The organism is Paenarthrobacter sp. 22069, assembly GCF_052046035.1.
In the GTDB taxonomy this organism is placed as follows: Bacteria; Actinomycetota; Actinomycetes; order Actinomycetales; family Micrococcaceae; genus Arthrobacter.
Genome location: NZ_JBQEQF010000006.1, coordinates 196,255 through 212,254, shown reverse-complemented (window position 1 = coordinate 212,254; position 16,000 = coordinate 196,255). Strand labels below are relative to the sequence as shown.

Genomic DNA, 16,000 nt, shown 5'->3' with positions numbered 1-16,000 from the left:
GAGGACAAGGGTTACCACAAGAACCTCAAGCCGCGGCAGATCCAGATGATCGCGATCGGCGGTGCGATCGGTACCGGCCTGTTCCTGGGTGCCGGCGGCCGGCTCAACGCCGCGGGCCCGTCCCTGGTCATCGCGTACGCGGTGTGCGGGTTCTTCGCGTTCCTGATCCTGCGCGCCCTGGGCGAACTGGTCCTGCACCGGCCTTCCTCGGGCTCGTTCGTTTCCTACGCCCGTGAATTCTTCGGCGAAAAAGCCGCGTTCGTCTCCGGCTGGTTCTACTGGATCAACTGGGCCACCACCACCATCGTGGACATCACCGCCGCCGCCCTCTACATGCACTTCTTCGGCAACTACATCCCCTGGATGGCCGACGTCCCGCAGTGGGCCTGGGCACTGACCGCCCTCATCGTGGTCCTGGCACTGAACCTGGTCTCCGTGAAAGTCTTCGGCGAAATGGAATTCTGGTTCGCCCTGATCAAGGTCGCAGCCCTGGTCGCGTTCCTGATCATCGGCACCTACTTCGTCATCTTCGGCACCCCCGTCTCCGGCCAGCCGGTGGGCATCAGCCTCCTGTCCGATAACGGCGGGATCTTCCCCAACGGCCTGCTGCCCATGATCATCCTCATGCAGGGCGTCCTGTTCGCCTACGCCTCCATCGAACTCGTCGGAACCGCCGCCGGCGAAACCGAAAACCCCGAAAAAATCATGCCCAAGGCCATCAACTCCGTGGTCTTCCGCATCGCCGTGTTCTACGTCGGCTCCGTGATCCTGCTGGCCCTGCTGCTGCCCTTCACCTCCTACCAAAAAGGCGTCAGCCCCTTCGTGACGTTCTTCGGCTCCATCGGCGTCCAGGGCGTGGACGTCATCATGAACCTCGTCGTCCTCACCGCGGCCCTGTCCTCGCTGAACGCCGGGCTCTACTCCACCGGCCGGATCCTGCGCTCCATGTCCGTCAACGGCTCGGCCCCCAAGTTCGCCTCCCGCATGAACAAGGCAGGCGTCCCCTACGGCGGCATCGCCATCACCGCCGTCGTGTCCCTCCTCGGGGTTCCGCTGAACTACCTGGTCCCGGCCGACGCCTTCGAAATCGTGCTGAACATCGCCTCCGTGGGCATCATCATGACCTGGGCCACCATCGTGCTCTGCCAGATCCAGCTCAAGCGCTGGGCCGACAAAGGCTGGGTCCAACGCCCCTCCTTCCGCATGTTCGGCGCCCCCTACACCGGCTACCTCTCCCTGCTCTTCCTGGTAGGGGTCCTCATCATGGTCTTCATCGACTCACCCCTGACCATGCTCGTCACCGCCATCGCCTGCATCCTCATGGTCGCCGGCTGGTACGCCTGCCGCACCCGCATCCGCCAAATCGCCGAAACCCGCGACGGCTACACCGGCACATCGCCAGTGGTCGCCAATGCGCCGGCGGAAACCTTCAAGAAGTAACAGCCCTTAACGACGGCGGCACCCACGTTCCGGATTCCCGGGACCTGGGTGCCGCCGTCGGGCGTTTAAGGCACCTGCTGTTCTACTTTGACGGCGTCACCACCATGGCTGATCCGCCGCCGCGCCTGACGGGTTCGGCGGCCGCAAGGGTCCGTCCGCCCTCCAGGAACTCGATGGCGGTGGCCGCCCCGATCTCCGAGGCCGACGTGAAGGAGTCGCCCGATGGAGTCAGGGTGTGGCCGAAGCGGGACGTCAGGGCCGCGCCGTACTTGTCGATGAAAGCAGGCTCAGCGGTGACACTGGCGGTGTTGCGCTGGGACGCTCGGGGAGCTGCAATGGCGTCCGGGATGCTCATGCCCAGGTCAATGCGGTTCACCAGCGTCTGCAGCACGGTGGTGATGATGGTGGAGCCACCCGGGGAGCCCAGGGCCAGGAACGGCTTGCCGTCCTCCAGCAGGATGGTGGGCGACATGGACGACCGCGGCCGCTTGCCCGGCTCGATCCGGTTCGGATCCGTGGCGCTGTAGACGGCGGAGAAGTCCGTGAGTTCATTGTTGAGCAGGAACCCGCGGCCGGGAACAACCATGCCGGATCCACCGGTCTGTTCGATGGTCAGCGTGTACTCCACCACGTTGCCCCACTTGTCCGAGACGGTCATGTTGGTGGTGGAGATGTTCTCAGTGTCTTTTTCATCGGCGAGCGCCGCTGGTTTCAGGGGGCACGTGCCGTCGTAGGATGCGACGTCCCCCGGCTGCACCGGCTTGGCCGCGGCGTGGGCGGGATCGAGTTCGCAGGCGCGTTCCTTCCCGAAAATAGGATCGGTCAGCGCTTTGGTGGGCACTTTCACGAAGGCCGGGTCACCCACGTACTTCGCACGGTCCGCAAAAGCCAGCGCGCTGGCCTCGAGGTAGTGGTGCAGCACGGCCGGCTGGTCCTTCTTTAGCGCGGGCAGGTCAAACACGTCCAGGATGTTCAGCGACTCACCTACCGTGGTGCCGCCGCTGCTGGAGGGTGCCATGCCATAGACGTCATAGCCGCGGTAGTTCACGTGGGTGGGATCCTGCTCCACCGCCTTGTAGTGCTCCAGGTCCTCCTCGGTCATGGAACCGACGGGGACCGGCAGGGTGGTGTCCTTGGACTTGGGCGGGTTCTGCACCGTCTTGGCGATTTCCTTGGCCAGCGGTCCGTTGTAGAACGCGTCCATGCCCTCCCGGGCAAGCAGCCGGTAGGTGTCGGCGAGGTCGTGGTTCCTGAAGACCGATCCCACTTCCGGCAGCTTGCCGTCCTGCAGGTACAGGTCCTTGGTTGAGGTGAAGGCTTCGAAGCGCTTCTGGTTGTCCGCCGTCTGCTGGCGGAACGTGTCATCCACCACGAAGCCGCGGTCGGCCACCTTGATGGCCGGCTTCAGCGCATCCCCGAGGCTCAGGGTTCCCCAGCGCTCGAGCGCCCGTTCCCAGGTTGCGGGTGTTCCGGGAACGCCCACTGAAACACCACTGGTGACCAGCTCGGGGGTGAAGTTGTACGGCTTTGGGTTGTCTTTGGGACTGGCCGGATCAATAAAGGCATCATGCGTGATCCCCGCCGGTGCGGTTTCGCGGCCGTCGATGGTGCGGACCTTTCCGGACTTCGCGTCGTAGTACACGAAATAGCCGCCGCCGCCGATTCCGGCGCTGTACGGTTCGGTAACGCCGAGGGTGGCTGCCGCGGCGACCGCGGCATCCACGGCGTTTCCACCGTGACGGAGGACGTCGATGGCCGCCGCTGATGCTTCCGGATCCACGGTGCTGACCGCCCCGCCGTAGCCGGTGGCGGTAGGGTTCTTGTCGGTTTGCCGGGGATCGGCAAAAGCAGGGCTAAGCGCCCCGGTGGTCACGCTCATGGCCAGCGCTGCGGTAACAGCTGCGAGCCGGCGTCCAAGGTGTGGCATGGTGGCTCCTAAGTGGGGGTTTGAGTGATGTGGGCCACGCTACTCTTCGGGTAGGACACACTCAACGGCTCCGGAAAGGGAGAGTGCACCATGGCAGGATCCAAGCTCGCAGTAGTGGGCGCCGGCAGTGTCGGGACGTCGCTGGCCTACGCCGCGCTGATCCGCGGCTCAGCCAGCAGCATCGCGCTGTATGACGTCAACACCCCCAAAGCGGAGGCCGAAGCCCTGGACCTGGCCCATGGCAGCCAGTTCGCCGCGGCCTCGGCCACCGTCACGGGAGGCGGGGACATCGCCGTAACTGAAGGCGCCGACGTCGTGGTTATCACGGCGGGGGCCAAGCAGAACCCGGGCCAAAGCCGCCTGGACCTTGCCGGCACCAACGTGCGCATCCTGGAACAGCTGATGCCGCCGCTGCTTGAACGGGCGCCTGACGCCGTCTATGTGCTGGTGACCAACCCCTGTGACGTCCTGACGGTCGCTGCCCAGCGCATTTCGGGGCTGCCGCCGGAACGCATCTTCTCTTCGGGGACGGTGCTGGACACCTCCCGGCTGCGCTGGCTGCTGGCCCGGCGGGCGGGCGTTTCAGTCACCAGCGTCCACGCCAGCATGGTGGGCGAGCACGGGGACACGGAATTCCCCCTGTGGTCCGGCGCAACAATCGGCCCCGTCCCCATCCGGGACTGGACCTCCGGCGGGAAACGCATCTTCACATCCGAATACCTGGATGAGACCGCGCGGGAGGTGGTCCAGGCTGCCTACAAGGTGATCGCCGGCAAGGGCGCCACAAACTATGCCATTGGCCTGTCAGGCGCGCGCATTGTCGAGGCGCTGCTCCGCGACGACAACGCCGTCCTTCCCGTATCCACCGTAATGTCGGGGCTTTACGGGATTTCCGGGGTGGCCCTCTCCCTGCCCAGCGTGGTGGGTAAAGGCGGGGTGCACCGGGTCCTGGAAACGCCCATGGACGACGGCGAGCTGGCAGCTTTGCAGCATTCGGCGGAGACCCTGCGGACCACCATGGCAAAGCTAGGGGTTTGAGCCGGCGTCATGCAACGCCGCTGCAACCCTCTCCGGCACCTGGTTCACATATGCTCACCTGAGACATCCACGCTGGCTCAATGCGGAACCAACAGGAGCAACTTATGACCACTTGGCGGATCAGGGATTTCCATTCGGCGGACCTGGACGGGATCCTGCATTTGTGGGAAACCCTGAAGGCGAACAACGTGGAGCCGGTTTACGCCCTGTCCGAGGTGCTTGCCTCGTGCGAGAAGGACCACGCCGTGGTGGCGGTGCTGGGCGAGCAGGTGGTGGGTGCCGCCGTCGGGCGTGCCGCCCATGACCAGGGCTGGATCGTGTTCCTGGCCACCCTTCCCGAGTACCGCGGCAGGGGCATCGGCACCTCGCTGCTGGCCGCCGTCGAAAACCGCATGGCCCCGCATGGCCTGAACAAGCTTTCCGCCCTGATGCCCGAATCGGAAACCCGCGTCGAGGCGTTCCTGGGCCGGGGCTTCGCGCTGAAGAAGAACCTGCGCTACTTCGAACGCACCATCCCCGTGCAGCGCCAGGAACTGGGCGCCCTGGGGCAACTGGGCGGCCGCGTGCTGGCCCGCGACCTGTGGGAGAACGTGGCGGGCATGCGCAAGGAAAAGGAACTGCTCGAACGCCGCCTGGTTCTGCCGCTGGCCGAGGCAGACCTGGCCGATGAGTTCGGGGTGGTGCCGCCGCGCGCCGTCGTCCTCTTTGGCCCTCCCGGCACCGGCAAGACCACCTTCGCCAAGGCCATCGCCTCCCGGCTCGAATGGCCGTTCGTGGAGGTGTTCCCATCCCGGCTCGCCGGGGATCCGAAGGGCCTGGCCGGCGCGCTGCGGGAAACCTTCCTGGAGATCTCGGAACTGGAACACGCCGTGGTGTTCATTGACGAGGTGGAGGAGATCGCCTCGCAGCGCGCCGGGGACCCACCGTCGCCCCTGCAGGGCGTCACCAACGAACTGCTGAAGATCATCCCGGCGTTCCGCGAGCAGCCCGGCCGGCTCCTGGTATGTGCCACGAACTTCATCCGGGCCCTGGACTCGGCCTTCCTGCGCCACGGCCGGTTCGACTACGTCATCCCCATCGGCTTGCCGGACCGGCAGGCCCGCGAGGCCATGTGGCAGCGCTTCATCCCGGCGGCCGTGGTGGACGGCGTGGACGTGGAACTCCTCGTGGAGCGCACCGAAGGGTTTTCGCCCGCGGACATCGAGTACGCGGCCCGCAGCGCCTCGCAGCGGGCGCTGGAAAAGGCGGTGTACGACGACGGCGGGCTGGCGTCAGGGGGCCAGGTCTCGGTCCGTGAGGCGGTCAGGAAGGGGCCTTCCACCCAGGACTACCTGGACGCCATCGGGGAGACCCGGACCACCGTAAGCCCCGAGGTGCAGGCCGACTTCCTGGAGGACATCGAGGCCCTGGGGCGGGTGTAGCCAGCCGGCTTTCCGCCCGGGGCATGGCGGGACCTTTGCCTCTTTGCCCGGCTCCTGGGCCACGCCAAAGTGGGGCCATGGCAAAGATCCTGATCCCGTACGGAACCTCGGAGGGCCAGACGGCCCGAATCGCCGATTACATCTCCGACGTGCTGCAGGCCCACGGCCACCAGGCCGACACCCTGGACCTCAAGCACGCAGACCACGACCTTCCGGACGGCTACGCCGCCGTCATTGTGGGCGCCTCCGTCCATGCCGGAAAACACGAAGGATACGTGGCCGATTTTGTCCGCAGGAACCTGCCCGCCCTGCAGAACCTGCCGGCCGCCCTGTTCTCGGTCAGCCTCGCAGCCCACGGCGACCCCGGGGACGCGGAAAAATACGTCGCGGAATTCGAGGACAGCACCGGATGGCGGCCGGACAAGGTGGCAATGTTCGGCGGCGCCCTCCTGTACACCCAGTACGGGTTCCTGAAGCGCACGATGATGAAGAAGATCGTCAGCGGCCACGGCAGCCAGGACACCGACACCGGCCGCGACTACATCTATACGGAATGGGACGGCGTCCGGCGGTTCGCCGAGGAGTTCCTGGTCTACGTGGAGCGGAATCCGGGTCCGGTGTCGTAGCGGAGGTTCTCGTAGTCAGTGTCGTCCGCCTCGTCCAGCTGCGCGTCGAATTCATCCAGCAGCCAGGGATTGACCCGCGCCAGGATCTTGCGGACCTCGTCCACCTCCACGGCGGCATAGAGCACTGGCCGGGCATCCCGGTACTTGGTCACCGGAGGCTTCTCCGGCCACTTCGCCGCCAGCGCCTCGACACGCTCCGGCAGCGAGTTATGCGCGTTGTCGGCGATCTTGACCAAGGCCGCGTCATGGTCCTCGGCGATCTCACGGATGCTGGACTGGTAATCGTCGGGGTTGCTGTGCAGCCGGTTGGTGACACGCTCGATGATGTCCACGGAGCGCTCAGGAACACCCATCTCCAGCAGGGCCTGCCGTGTCATCGGTGTGTCCTCGGCGATGTCGTGGAGGTAGCCCGCGATCCGGATCTCGTCGTCGAAGTCCGCCAGGGCATCTCCGACGGCCAGGACATGGTCCCGGTAGGGCCGCTTCAGCTTGTCCTTTTGCCGGTTGTGGGCCACCTCGGCGAGGACTTTGGCGGTCTCCACCGTGAATGTTGGCGTCCCGCCCTGGGCGGGAACCTGCTCGTCTGACATCTACCCAGCTTACCCAGCGGGCGGACGCTCCATCCCCGGCCACACCCAGGGTTCGCGTGGCAACTGTGCCGGGTCGAGGGCGTGCATGGCCTGGTCCAGCGTTCCGGCGGGCAATCCCAGGGACCCCAGCAGCCGGTTCCGCACCTCCGGGGCTGTTACGCCGGCTTGGGCGAGGTCGGCCAGCGTGACCGCTCCGTCACGCTTTGCCAGCCTCACGCCGTCGCGGTTCACCACTAAGGGAACATGAACATATTCCGGTGTGGGAATGTTCAGGAGGGAGGCCAGGTAGGCCTGCCGGGGAGTGGACGGGAGCAGGTCGTCGCCGCGGACCACCTGGTCAATGCCCTGCGCGGCATCATCGACCACAACGGCCAGGTTGTAGGCGGTTACTCCGTCATTCCTGCGCAGCACGAAATCGTCCACGACGCCAGTGAACGTCCCGTGAAGGACGTCCTCCACGGTGTATTCATGAACGTCCGCCCGCAACCGGATGGCGGCAGGCCGGGTGGACCGTTTGTAGTCGAGTTCCGCCCGGTCCAAGTTGCGGCAGGTGCCAGGGTAGGCCCCCAGTGGAGCGTGCGGGGCGGATGGCGCCTCCTGGATTTCCCGGCGGGTACAGAAGCATTCATACGTGAGGCCCGCCTCCTCAAGCCGGCTGAGCGCCCCGGCGTAGACAGGCCCGCGCTCCGTCTGCCGCACCACCTCGCCGTCCCAGGTGACACCCACGGCCGCGAGGTCACGCAGCTGCACCGCCTCCGCGCCGGCGCGGGCGCGGTCCAGGTCCTCCACCCGCAGCAGGAAACGGCGTCCGGTGGAGCGGGCGAAGAGCCAGGCGAGGATGGCCGTCCGCAGGTTTCCCACATGCAGTTCACCGGAGGGGCTGGGGGCAAAGCGGCCGGCGGAGGTCATAAAGCAACCCTAGACCGAACAACACAAGAGCCCCTCAGCTACCGATGACTGCGGAAATCCGACGTCGGTAGCTCAGGGGCTCTTGCCGTGTTTGCAGAGTGAGCATGGTGTGAACAAGCCTCATTCAGCGGCGGCCTCCTTGCGGGAAGCGGTGTCCAGGGCGCCGGGTGGTGTGCCGGGAAACCTGTAAGCCTGGGGGTTGCAGCGGTAGCTTTTCCCTTGTTGCCACTATTTGAGCAGACCTCATACAGTTGGAACAACAAGCAGGAGTTGGATTAGTCATTCTGATCAAGTCCTGACGATGAAGCAGGCAGGGAGTGATCAGATTGCAGGAACTGGACGCCACGGACAAGCGCATCCTGAACGCTTTGGACGAAGACCCGCGCGTCCCGATCATGGTGCTGGCACAGAAGCTCAGCCTGGCACGCGGCACCGTACAGTCGCGGCTGGAGCGAATGACGGCGTCCGGGGCCCTCCGGCCCAACAGCAGCAGGGTACTCCCGGCGGCCCTCGGCCGAGGCGTGGCGGCCGCCGTCAGCGCGGAACTGGACCAGAGCCACCTCAACGAGGCCATCGCAGCGCTGCGCAAGATCCCCGAAGTCCTGGAGTGCCACGCGCCGGCCGGTGATACCGACCTCCTCATCCGCGTGGTGGCTAAAAGCCCCGACGACCTCTACCGCGTCTCCGAGGAAATACGGCTCTGCCCCGGCATTGTCCGGACGTCCACCAGCATGTTCCTGCGCGAGGTCATCCCGTACCGCACCACCGGCTTGCTCGAGGGATAGCCCTACCCATCGCCCCTCCGTGGAAGGCGGGCTAGGCTGGCCCAGGAGATCCTAACGGGGGGAAATATGGCGGGGAACTTTTACGGCGGCGATGTAGCGCAGCTCCGGCAGCTCGCCAAAGACCTTGGCGCCGGCGCCAACAGGCTCAACGCCTTGGGCCAGCAGCTCGGCAGCAGCATTGGTTCCGGGCTCTGGAAGGGGCGGGACGGCGACAGGTTCCGCAATGAGTGGACCTCCTCGCATGCGAAGCTGCTGAAGTCGGCCACTGCAGGGCTCGAATCGGCGGCGAAGGCCCTGCTGGCCAATGCCGATGAACAGGAAAGGGCCAGCAGCGGCGGATCCGGCGGCGCTGGCGGCTCCGGAGGTGCGGGAACAGCCGGCTCCGGTGGAGGGACGTCCCAGTACCTGACAGACCTGCTCACCTCCATGACACCCGCGGAGCGGCGCCAATATCTGCAGAGCGACGCATTCAGACAATGGGCACTCCAGAACCCGGCTGCAGCCAAGGCGGCCATGGATGCTGCCGCCGACTCGGGGCTGATCGATAAGAAATCCCCGGAATACGCCGATTTCCTCAGTTCCTACTGGAACAACCAGGCCATGCAGCAGCTGGGCATTGACCCCTCGGACTGGGACACGGCCAAGGGCACGGAATACAACTGGGACACCATCCGCAGCGTCTACGACTTCTATGGCCAGGCCTACCTCGCCAACCCGGACCTGCAGTGGGCGGGAATGGCCAACATGATCGGCCCGTCCTTCGCCGGCGGCTTCCGCGACATGGCCATGCTTCGCGACCTTGCGCAACAAATCACCAACAACCCCGCCGCAGATGTCCCCCTGCCCGTCCTGGACCAGCTGGAACAGCTTGCCGGCATGTCCGACCAGGAAATCCGCTTCTACGAAACCAGCATGCTGGACATGAACAAGGAGATATTCCTTGACCAGGCCCGCCAGCACCAGGCCTACCTCACTGGCGGCATCGACCAGATCAACCGGCTCCGCGACTCCGGTGCCATTGATCCGGATACCGCACGGGCCTGGGCCGACATCGACTCCGGGGACCCTGGCCGCGTGCAGGAGGGCAACACCGCACTGCTGTACCGGGAGCAGAACGACATCATCGCGGACGACTACGACAACATGCGCGCGCACCCCGGCGGCGAAGCGGTCACGTACATGGTGACGCTCGCGGGCGAACCCTCCATCCCCGGGGCAAGGAGCTACCCGGAGGTGTTCCCATACAGCTTCAGCGTCGAAAGCCCCGGCCCGGAGAACATTCCCTTCACCTCATGGGACAACCCCGCGCAGTTCCGCACCGACTTCACCACCGGGTTCCCCGACGGCAACATCGCCAACGCAGACCAGCGGTGGGAACTGATCCGGCAGGACACGCTCCCGGCCTACCAACAGCTGCTGGCTTCCGATCCGGCCCGCGCCGCGCAGATCATCGGCTCGGACTTTGACGGCAGGGTGGACCAGTACCGGCCCACCAACAACATCCCCCACATCATGGACCGGTTCCTTGACGGATTCGACGCCGAGGTCCACCAGTGACGGCGCCCCGTCCTGTCCCCGCCCGGACATGCAGGCAGCGTCCCGCCGTCGCCATTGCCCATGGTGCAGGCCTTGCCCTTCTCGCAGGCCTTGCCCTGGCCGGCTGCGCGCCTGCCGCCCCCACACCGGCCAGCCCAACGTCCGCCCTTCAACCTTCCGCAGGGAGCACCGTGAAAACCTACGAATTCTCCACCCTCGACGCCGCCGGCGTGGACGCCATCCGGGAAAGAAGGACCGCGCGGCTGGACATGCGGTCCGGAACGCTGCAAAAAGCATCAGTGCGGCTGACCGAGGACAGCTTCGGCCCGGAGATCAACACGCGGGACACCGGGAAGATATCCCTGACCATCGCCGGTCCGTCCGGAGACATCCAAGGCGAAACGGACCGCATCCGCTTCAACACCACCCAGTCGCGGCCGGACTTCCGGGAGGTCACTTACTTCCTCACCGCCACGTCGCTGGGCGAATATATCGGACTGATCCGGGACGGCGTGGAGAAGTATGGGGTGGATTCAGCGTCCGCCGAGCGCTGGATCAGCAGCGTAGAGGGCAATCCCGGCAGCAAGAGCGATTTCTCCATCACGTCCGGCACCAGCACCGGGCTGGAAGTGAACTACGACCTCCGTTATGACGGCTCGAAGGACGTCCAGGTCATCATCGTCCACGTCCACCCGCTGACGTAGGAAGGTCCAACTTTTTCTAAACTGGCGGCCCGGCGTTGGACTTCAGGTTCTTCATGACCAGCGTTGAGGTCAGCCGCTCCACACCGGGCAGGGATGTGAGCTCGGTGTCGTAGAAGCGCTGGTAGGCCGGCAGGTCTGCCGCAATGATCTTCAGCAGGTAGTCCGGTGACCCAAACAGCCGCTGCGCCTCGATGATGTTGGGATTCTCCGCCACCCGGTTCTCAAAGATCTCCATGGTGGGCCGGTCCACCTGGCGGAGCGTGACAAACACGATCGCCTCGAATCCCAGTCCCACGGCAGCCGGGTCGACGTCCGCCTTATACCCGCGGATGACTCCGGACTGCTCCAGGTCACGGAGCCGCCGGTGGCACGGGGCCACCGTGAGGCCTACCTTCGCGGCGAGGGCGGTGGCAGTCATCCGGCCATCCTCCTGAAGGTGGCGCAAAATATTTCTGTCGATTCGATCCAGCACGCAATAAATATACTGCCCTTGCCGCGGGGCGGGCGAAAACAGGACAGCACTTTTGGTGTGATTCTCCCTATGGTTGCTCTTGAAAGCCGTTCGACAGGAGAAACCGATGAATCCGCAGCTGTTCCTGGCCTTTTTGGTGGTGGCCGCCGCCCTGGCCTGCACGCCGGGAGTGGACTGGGCCTACACCATCGCGGCCGGTCTCCGGCAGCGCAGTTTTGTCCCCGCGGTCGCAGGGCTCTGCGGCGGCTACGTCCTCCACACGCTCCTGCTGGTCGCAGGCCTGGCTGCGGTGCTGGCCGGAATGCCCGGGGTCCTGGGCTGGATCACCCTGGCCGGGGCCGGCTACCTGCTCTGGCTTGGGGTGGGAACCCTTCGGTCCTGGCGGGGCGCGAGTTTCAGCGCGGATGCCGCCGTCGGTCCCGGAACGCAGCTGCGCACCTTCCTGCAGGGCATGGGCACCAGCGGCATCAATCCCAAGGGCCTGCTCTTCTACGTGGCCCTCATTCCGCAGTTCGTCAGCGCCGATGCGTCCCTGCCCGTACCGCTGCAGTCGGGCCTCCTGGGGATGACGTTCGTGGCGCTGGCGGGCCTGGTCTATACGGTAGTGGCCCTGCTGTCGCGCACGCTGCTGCAGAGCAGGCCCGGCGCAGCGCGGGCGGTGACCCTGGCCAGCGGCATCATCATGGTGGTGCTGGGGACTGTGCTGCTCGGCGAGCAACTGCTGCCGTTCCTGGCCGGCCACTCGTAGGCAAACAGGGCCCTAATCCCCGCTGAGTTCCTTCCAGTCCTGCTCCCAAATCCGGCGCATTTCCTCGTCCTTACGGATGGGCGCCGGAGCCTCCAGTTCCCGCTGGGGTTCCGGGTCCCCGCGCCGGCGTCCCCAGTCCCGCGGATTCAGTGAGCGGCGGCTCGATTCCAGGACCAGCAGCGCCCGGTCCGTCAACGCGTCATTGCGCAGGGCAAGGTGCGTCTTGCGGCGGCGCAGGACCTCGGCGATCGCCTGGTGCGCCGCGTCCAGCCGGCCTTCCCTGCGCAGCGCGCGGGCACGGACCAGCAGCAGGGCAGCGGAGAGGTCGTCCGCGTTCAGCAGTCCCTCCGTCCAGTCGATGACCGTGCGGCTTCGGCCCAGGCTGAGGGCCAGGGAGCAACGTGCCAGGGCCATGGGGAGCGACGGCGGCAGCCCCGTCAGCGCATCGAGCGCCGCTTCCGTGCGGCCGGTCTCACGCAGCGAATGGGCCAGGGCAAGGAACACCGATTCCTCGCTGAACAGCACGGGGATTTCCACCCGCTCGGCCAGCTCGATCCGGGTGACGATCCTGGTGAGGTACGTAGATGAGTAGCGGTTGGCTTCATCGTCGTTCCTGGTGGTGAGCCCACGCTGGAGGAGCTCGGAAGCACGGAGATAGCCGCCGTGCTTGTACGCCAGCAGCCCGGCCATCAGGTAGCAGAGGCCGGCCCATCCGGGGTAGGCGCGGGCCAGGGTGATCAGGCGTTCCGGCTCCCGGCTGGTGAAGACGGCTTCGTGGACGGCCCTGGCGGGCTTGGAAGGCAGCCGCTTGAGCCGGGGCACTTCGCCGTCGATGGACAGCAGTGCGGGGTTGCGTCCGCCCAGGACGCCGGTCAGCAGGCCACCCACTCCCCCGGCAAGATCATGGACAGGAGTGCGCAGCTGGGCCTGCCCGAAAGGAGTGAGGTCGCGGCTGTCCCAGTAAATCGGTGCAGTCTCCCCGGCGCTCATCCTTAAATGCTAACCGGCGGCTGTTACCTGCTCGCTGCGCTGCATTACTGGGCAGAGCCATGCCGAAGGCCTTGTCCCGAACATCATTTTCAGGAAAGGTAGTAAGCATCCTTAGTAAATAAATCCCGGCAAGGAGAACGCCATGCAGATCGACAAGAACCAGATCCTTGAACTCCTCCGGTCCCAGGGAGACCACGAAAAGGCCTCGCAGGCGGACAAGGAGCTGCCGGACCAGGTGGACACCGAACAGCACGCCGGTCTGCTGTCCCAACTCGGCATCAACCCGGCCGAACTGCTCTCCAGGCTTCCCGGCGGACTCGGGGACAAACTGCCGGGCGGCCTGGGCGACAAGCTGGGCGGACTGGGCCTCTAGGAACAGGGACCCCAGGAGGACCCGGACCGCGGTCAGTCAGCGCGTGCCATGAACCATTCGGTGAAGGAGCTGGCGCGGCCGGACCCGTCGAAGGTAATGACCCAAAGATTGTCGTACGTGGGCCGGCCGCCCGAGTAGGCGGTGACGCCCTGGACAAAGGCGGTGCCGCCGTCGCAGCCGAGCAGTGTCCAGCTGAACGACCAGTCGGCCGGCTCGTCGCGGGCCGCGAGCCACCCTGCCACGATCCCGTCTTGGCCCCTCCACGGGTCAGGATCGCGGGGGCGCGTCTCGTACAGGGCGTCGGGGGTGAACAGGGCCCTGATGTCCTCTGCGCTGTTGGTGGTCCAGGCGGCCTGGTATTTTTCCATCCAGGCGTGGACGAGGTCTTTTGCCGGGGCGGGGTCCTGGTTTGAAGCTGGCTGGGTCATACCCCGGTTGTATCCGCAGGAACGCGCTGGCGCAACGGGTTCAGCCGTTCGCGGCAGCTATCCACACCCCGATGACCCAGGTGCTGGCGGCCAGGCAGGCGAGCCCGAATTCGGCAAGCATTCCCAGGCCCGTAGCCTTCAGGGCGGCCCAGCTGGACCTGGCAGCGGTTGAGAGGTTCCGTGTCCGGAGGAACTCGCTGGCCAGCAGGCCGGCGGCGAAGCCGACGAAGAGGCCCACGACCGGGATGATGAACATGCCCGCCACGCCCGCGATGAGCGCCACCACGATACTGCGGCTGGGAATGGCATGTTGCTTGAGTTTCCGGCCGGTAAGGACCGCACCGGCAGCCATCCCCGCGGCGACAAAAACCATGGCCACCGCAAAGACAACCCACCCCGCGGTCCCGGCTCCGCCCCAGATGGCCCACGCCAACAAACTGACGCCGATCAGGATACTGCCGGGCAGCACAGGGATGATGGTGCCCGCCACCCCCACCAGGATCGCCAGGCCGCACAGGATGGTCACCACGGTCTCCGAGCTCATGGCCCCAGTCTAGGGCCGGTGCTTAGAGCCCGACGGCGGTACCTCCTTGAGCGCAAGGAGGCACCGCCGTCGCGGTTTCCGAAGGTCATGGCCTCCGGGGAAAGAGTCCCTACTCGGCCTCTACCGCTGCGGCGACCGCGGCGGTGACCGCCGGGGCCACCCGCGGATCCAGCGGGCTCGGCACGATGTAGTCGGCGGACAGGTCCTCTGCCGCGAGTTCGGCGATGGCCCTCGCCGCTGCCAGCTTCATGGCCGGCGTGATGCGCCGGGCCCCTGCATCAAGGGCGCCGCGGAAGATGCCCGGGAACGCCAGGACGTTGTTGATCTGGTTGGGGAAGTCGCTTCGGCCGGTGGCGACCACTGCGGCGTACTTCACGGCCACCTGGGGCAGGACTTCGGGATCCGGGTTGGACAGGGCGAACACGATGGCATCCTGGTTCATCGTGGCCAGGTGCGCCTCGTCCAGCTTGGAGGAGGAGACGCCGATGAAGACGTCGGCGCCGGCAAGCGCTTCCGCGGGGCCGCCGGTGAGGCCGCGGGGGTTGCTGCGGGCGGCGATGTCCGCCTTCTTGCTGGCGGGGTCGGCTGCGAGGTCGGCGCGGCCGCCGGTGATGATGCCGCGGGAGTCCAGCAGGACCACGTCGGTGATGCCGGCTGCGAGGAGGATTTCGGCGACGGCGATGCCGGCCGCGCCTGCGCCGGACACCACCACCTTCAGTCCCTCGAGGCCGCGGCCGGTCACCTTGGCGGCGTTGGTCAGGGCGGCCAGGGCCACCACGGCGGTTCCGTGCTGGTCGTCGTGCATGACCGGGCAGTCGAGGGCTTCGATCAGCTTTTCTTCGAGCTCAAAGCAGCGCGGCGCGGAGACGTCCTCCAGGTTCACGGCACCGAAGCTGGGGCGCAGGCGGACCAGGGTTTCCACGATCTCGTCCACGTCCGTGGTGTTCAGGACCAGCGGAATGGAGTCGAGATCACCGAAGGTCTTGAAGAGGGCGGACTTGCCCTCCATGACCGGCAGGGAGGCGCTGGCACCGATGTTGCCCAGGCCCAGGACCGCGGTACCGTCACTGACGACGACCACAAGCCGCTCGGCCCAGGTCAGGGTCCGGGCCAGCTCCGGCTTGGCATGGATGGCCCGGCTGACCTCGGCGACACCGGGGGTGTAGGCGATGGACAGGTCCCTCTTGTTGGACAGCGGAACGGTGCTGGTTACGGAGAGCTTGCCGCCCTGGTGGGCGCTGAAGATTTCCTCTTCGGTCAGGGCAGTGGCTGCTGAATCGTCGGTGGCGGTGATTGCGTCAATGGACACGTCGTTGTCTCCTGGTGCTGGCCGTGGGCACACGGCACATCGGAACCCGGCCCTGCCGGGCGGGCGTGGAAGGTAGTGCGACAGGAAACCCAGGGGTGGCGGGTCCGCGGGGAACGCCGGGGATGTTTCCGCCCTGCCGCTCCTGTGCCCCCATGGTAGG

General features: G+C 66.2%; 17 protein-coding genes. 9 read left to right on the top strand and 8 right to left on the bottom strand.

All coding sequences use genetic code 11. The features are described from left to right. Nucleotides 1-1,440: amino acid permease (locus tag ACTJK0_RS07110; RefSeq protein ID WP_440744742.1), on the top strand; the 1,440-nt coding region annotated here is incomplete at its 5' end. Nucleotides 1,441-1,522: 82 nt separating this feature from the next. On the opposite strand, the gene ggt is transcribed toward ACTJK0_RS07110, so the two are convergent. Next, nucleotides 1,523-3,367 (bottom strand): gamma-glutamyltransferase, encoded by a 1,845-nt coding sequence (gene ggt / locus ACTJK0_RS07105; RefSeq protein WP_440744741.1) that lies wholly within the window; start codon nt 3,365-3,367, stop codon nt 1,523-1,525. 90 nt (nt 3,368-3,457) lie between these two features. Here ggt and ACTJK0_RS07100 point away from each other — a divergent pair, with 90 nt between their 5' ends. The 3 genes from ACTJK0_RS07100 (at nt 3,458) to ACTJK0_RS07090 (ending at nt 6,452) form a co-directional block, all read left to right on the top strand. Continuing rightward, the gene (locus ACTJK0_RS07100) at nt 3,458-4,405 is read left to right on the top strand and encodes an L-lactate dehydrogenase (RefSeq protein ID WP_440744740.1); all 948 of its coding nucleotides are present in this window, start codon (nt 3,458-3,460) and stop codon (nt 4,403-4,405) included. Between the two features lie 104 nt (nt 4,406-4,509). After that, entirely contained in the window at nt 4,510-5,826 is a 1,317-nt protein-coding gene (locus ACTJK0_RS07095) for a GNAT family N-acetyltransferase (protein WP_110545786.1), read from the top strand. 77 nt (nt 5,827-5,903) lie between these two features. After that, nucleotides 5,904-6,452, top strand: coding sequence for a flavodoxin domain-containing protein (locus tag ACTJK0_RS07090; RefSeq protein ID WP_440744739.1), 549 nt, complete (start codon nt 5,904-5,906; stop codon nt 6,450-6,452). Here the strand turns inward: ACTJK0_RS07090 and ACTJK0_RS07085 are convergent. Beyond that, the gene (locus tag ACTJK0_RS07085) at nt 6,419-7,042 is read right to left on the bottom strand and encodes an HD domain-containing protein (RefSeq protein ID WP_440744738.1); all 624 of its coding nucleotides are present in this window, start codon (nt 7,040-7,042) and stop codon (nt 6,419-6,421) included. The two genes, ACTJK0_RS07090 and ACTJK0_RS07085, sit on opposite strands and share 34 nt — an antisense overlap. Nucleotides 7,043-7,051: 9 nt before the next feature. Next, on the bottom strand, nt 7,052-7,951 hold the full coding sequence (gene gluQRS, locus ACTJK0_RS07080; protein ID WP_440744737.1) for a tRNA glutamyl-Q(34) synthetase GluQRS: 900 nt from the start codon (nt 7,949-7,951) through the stop codon (nt 7,052-7,054). Between the two features lie 326 nt (nt 7,952-8,277). On the opposite strand from gluQRS, the gene ACTJK0_RS07075 reads away from it, so the two are divergent. The 3 genes from ACTJK0_RS07075 (at nt 8,278) to ACTJK0_RS07065 (ending at nt 10,976) form a co-directional block, all read left to right on the top strand. Then, nucleotides 8,278-8,736: an Lrp/AsnC family transcriptional regulator gene (locus ACTJK0_RS07075; RefSeq protein WP_181422535.1), complete on the top strand. Its 459-nt coding sequence runs from the start codon at nt 8,278-8,280 to the stop codon at nt 8,734-8,736. Nucleotides 8,737-8,802: 66 nt separating this feature from the next. Further along, entirely contained in the window at nt 8,803-10,293 is a 1,491-nt protein-coding gene (locus tag ACTJK0_RS07070; RefSeq protein WP_440744736.1) for a WXG100 family type VII secretion target, read from the top strand. A gap of 170 nt (nt 10,294-10,463) precedes the next feature. Beyond that, the gene (locus ACTJK0_RS07065; protein ID WP_440744735.1) at nt 10,464-10,976 is read left to right on the top strand and encodes a hypothetical protein; all 513 of its coding nucleotides are present in this window, start codon (nt 10,464-10,466) and stop codon (nt 10,974-10,976) included. 16 nt (nt 10,977-10,992) lie between these two features. Here the strand turns inward: ACTJK0_RS07065 and ACTJK0_RS07060 are convergent, their stop codons facing one another. Continuing rightward, nucleotides 10,993-11,448, bottom strand: a complete 456-nt coding sequence (locus ACTJK0_RS07060) for an Lrp/AsnC family transcriptional regulator (RefSeq protein WP_110545795.1) — start codon at nt 11,446-11,448, stop codon at nt 10,993-10,995. 106 nt (nt 11,449-11,554) lie between these two features. Here ACTJK0_RS07060 and ACTJK0_RS07055 point away from each other — a divergent pair, with 106 nt between their 5' ends. Continuing rightward, entirely contained in the window at nt 11,555-12,196 is a 642-nt protein-coding gene (locus tag ACTJK0_RS07055; protein ID WP_110545796.1) for a LysE family translocator, read from the top strand. A 12-nt stretch (nt 12,197-12,208) separates the two neighbouring features. On the opposite strand, the gene ACTJK0_RS07050 is transcribed toward ACTJK0_RS07055, so the two are convergent. Then, the gene (locus tag ACTJK0_RS07050; RefSeq protein ID WP_110545798.1) at nt 12,209-13,186 is read right to left on the bottom strand and encodes a hypothetical protein; all 978 of its coding nucleotides are present in this window, start codon (nt 13,184-13,186) and stop codon (nt 12,209-12,211) included. 142 nt (nt 13,187-13,328) lie between these two features. Between ACTJK0_RS07050 and ACTJK0_RS07045 the strand changes: the two genes are divergently transcribed. Next, nucleotides 13,329-13,559, top strand: coding sequence for a hypothetical protein (locus tag ACTJK0_RS07045; protein ID WP_440744734.1), 231 nt, complete (start codon nt 13,329-13,331; stop codon nt 13,557-13,559). A 32-nt stretch (nt 13,560-13,591) separates the two neighbouring features. Here the strand turns inward: ACTJK0_RS07045 and ACTJK0_RS07040 are convergent, their stop codons facing one another. The 3 genes from ACTJK0_RS07040 to ACTJK0_RS07030 all read right to left on the bottom strand — a co-directional run bounded on the left by ACTJK0_RS07040 (nt 13,592) and on the right by ACTJK0_RS07030 (nt 15,840). Further along, complete coding sequence (locus ACTJK0_RS07040) at nt 13,592-13,987, bottom strand: nuclear transport factor 2 family protein (protein ID WP_440744733.1); 396 nt, start codon at nt 13,985-13,987, stop codon at nt 13,592-13,594. Nucleotides 13,988-14,027: 40 nt separating this feature from the next. Then, the gene (locus ACTJK0_RS07035) at nt 14,028-14,531 is read right to left on the bottom strand and encodes a DUF456 domain-containing protein (RefSeq protein WP_440744732.1); all 504 of its coding nucleotides are present in this window, start codon (nt 14,529-14,531) and stop codon (nt 14,028-14,030) included. Nucleotides 14,532-14,640: 109 nt separating this feature from the next. Continuing rightward, nucleotides 14,641-15,840: an NAD(P)-dependent malic enzyme gene (locus ACTJK0_RS07030; RefSeq protein ID WP_440744731.1), complete on the bottom strand. Its 1,200-nt coding sequence runs from the start codon at nt 15,838-15,840 to the stop codon at nt 14,641-14,643. Nucleotides 15,841-16,000 lie beyond the last annotated feature (160 nt).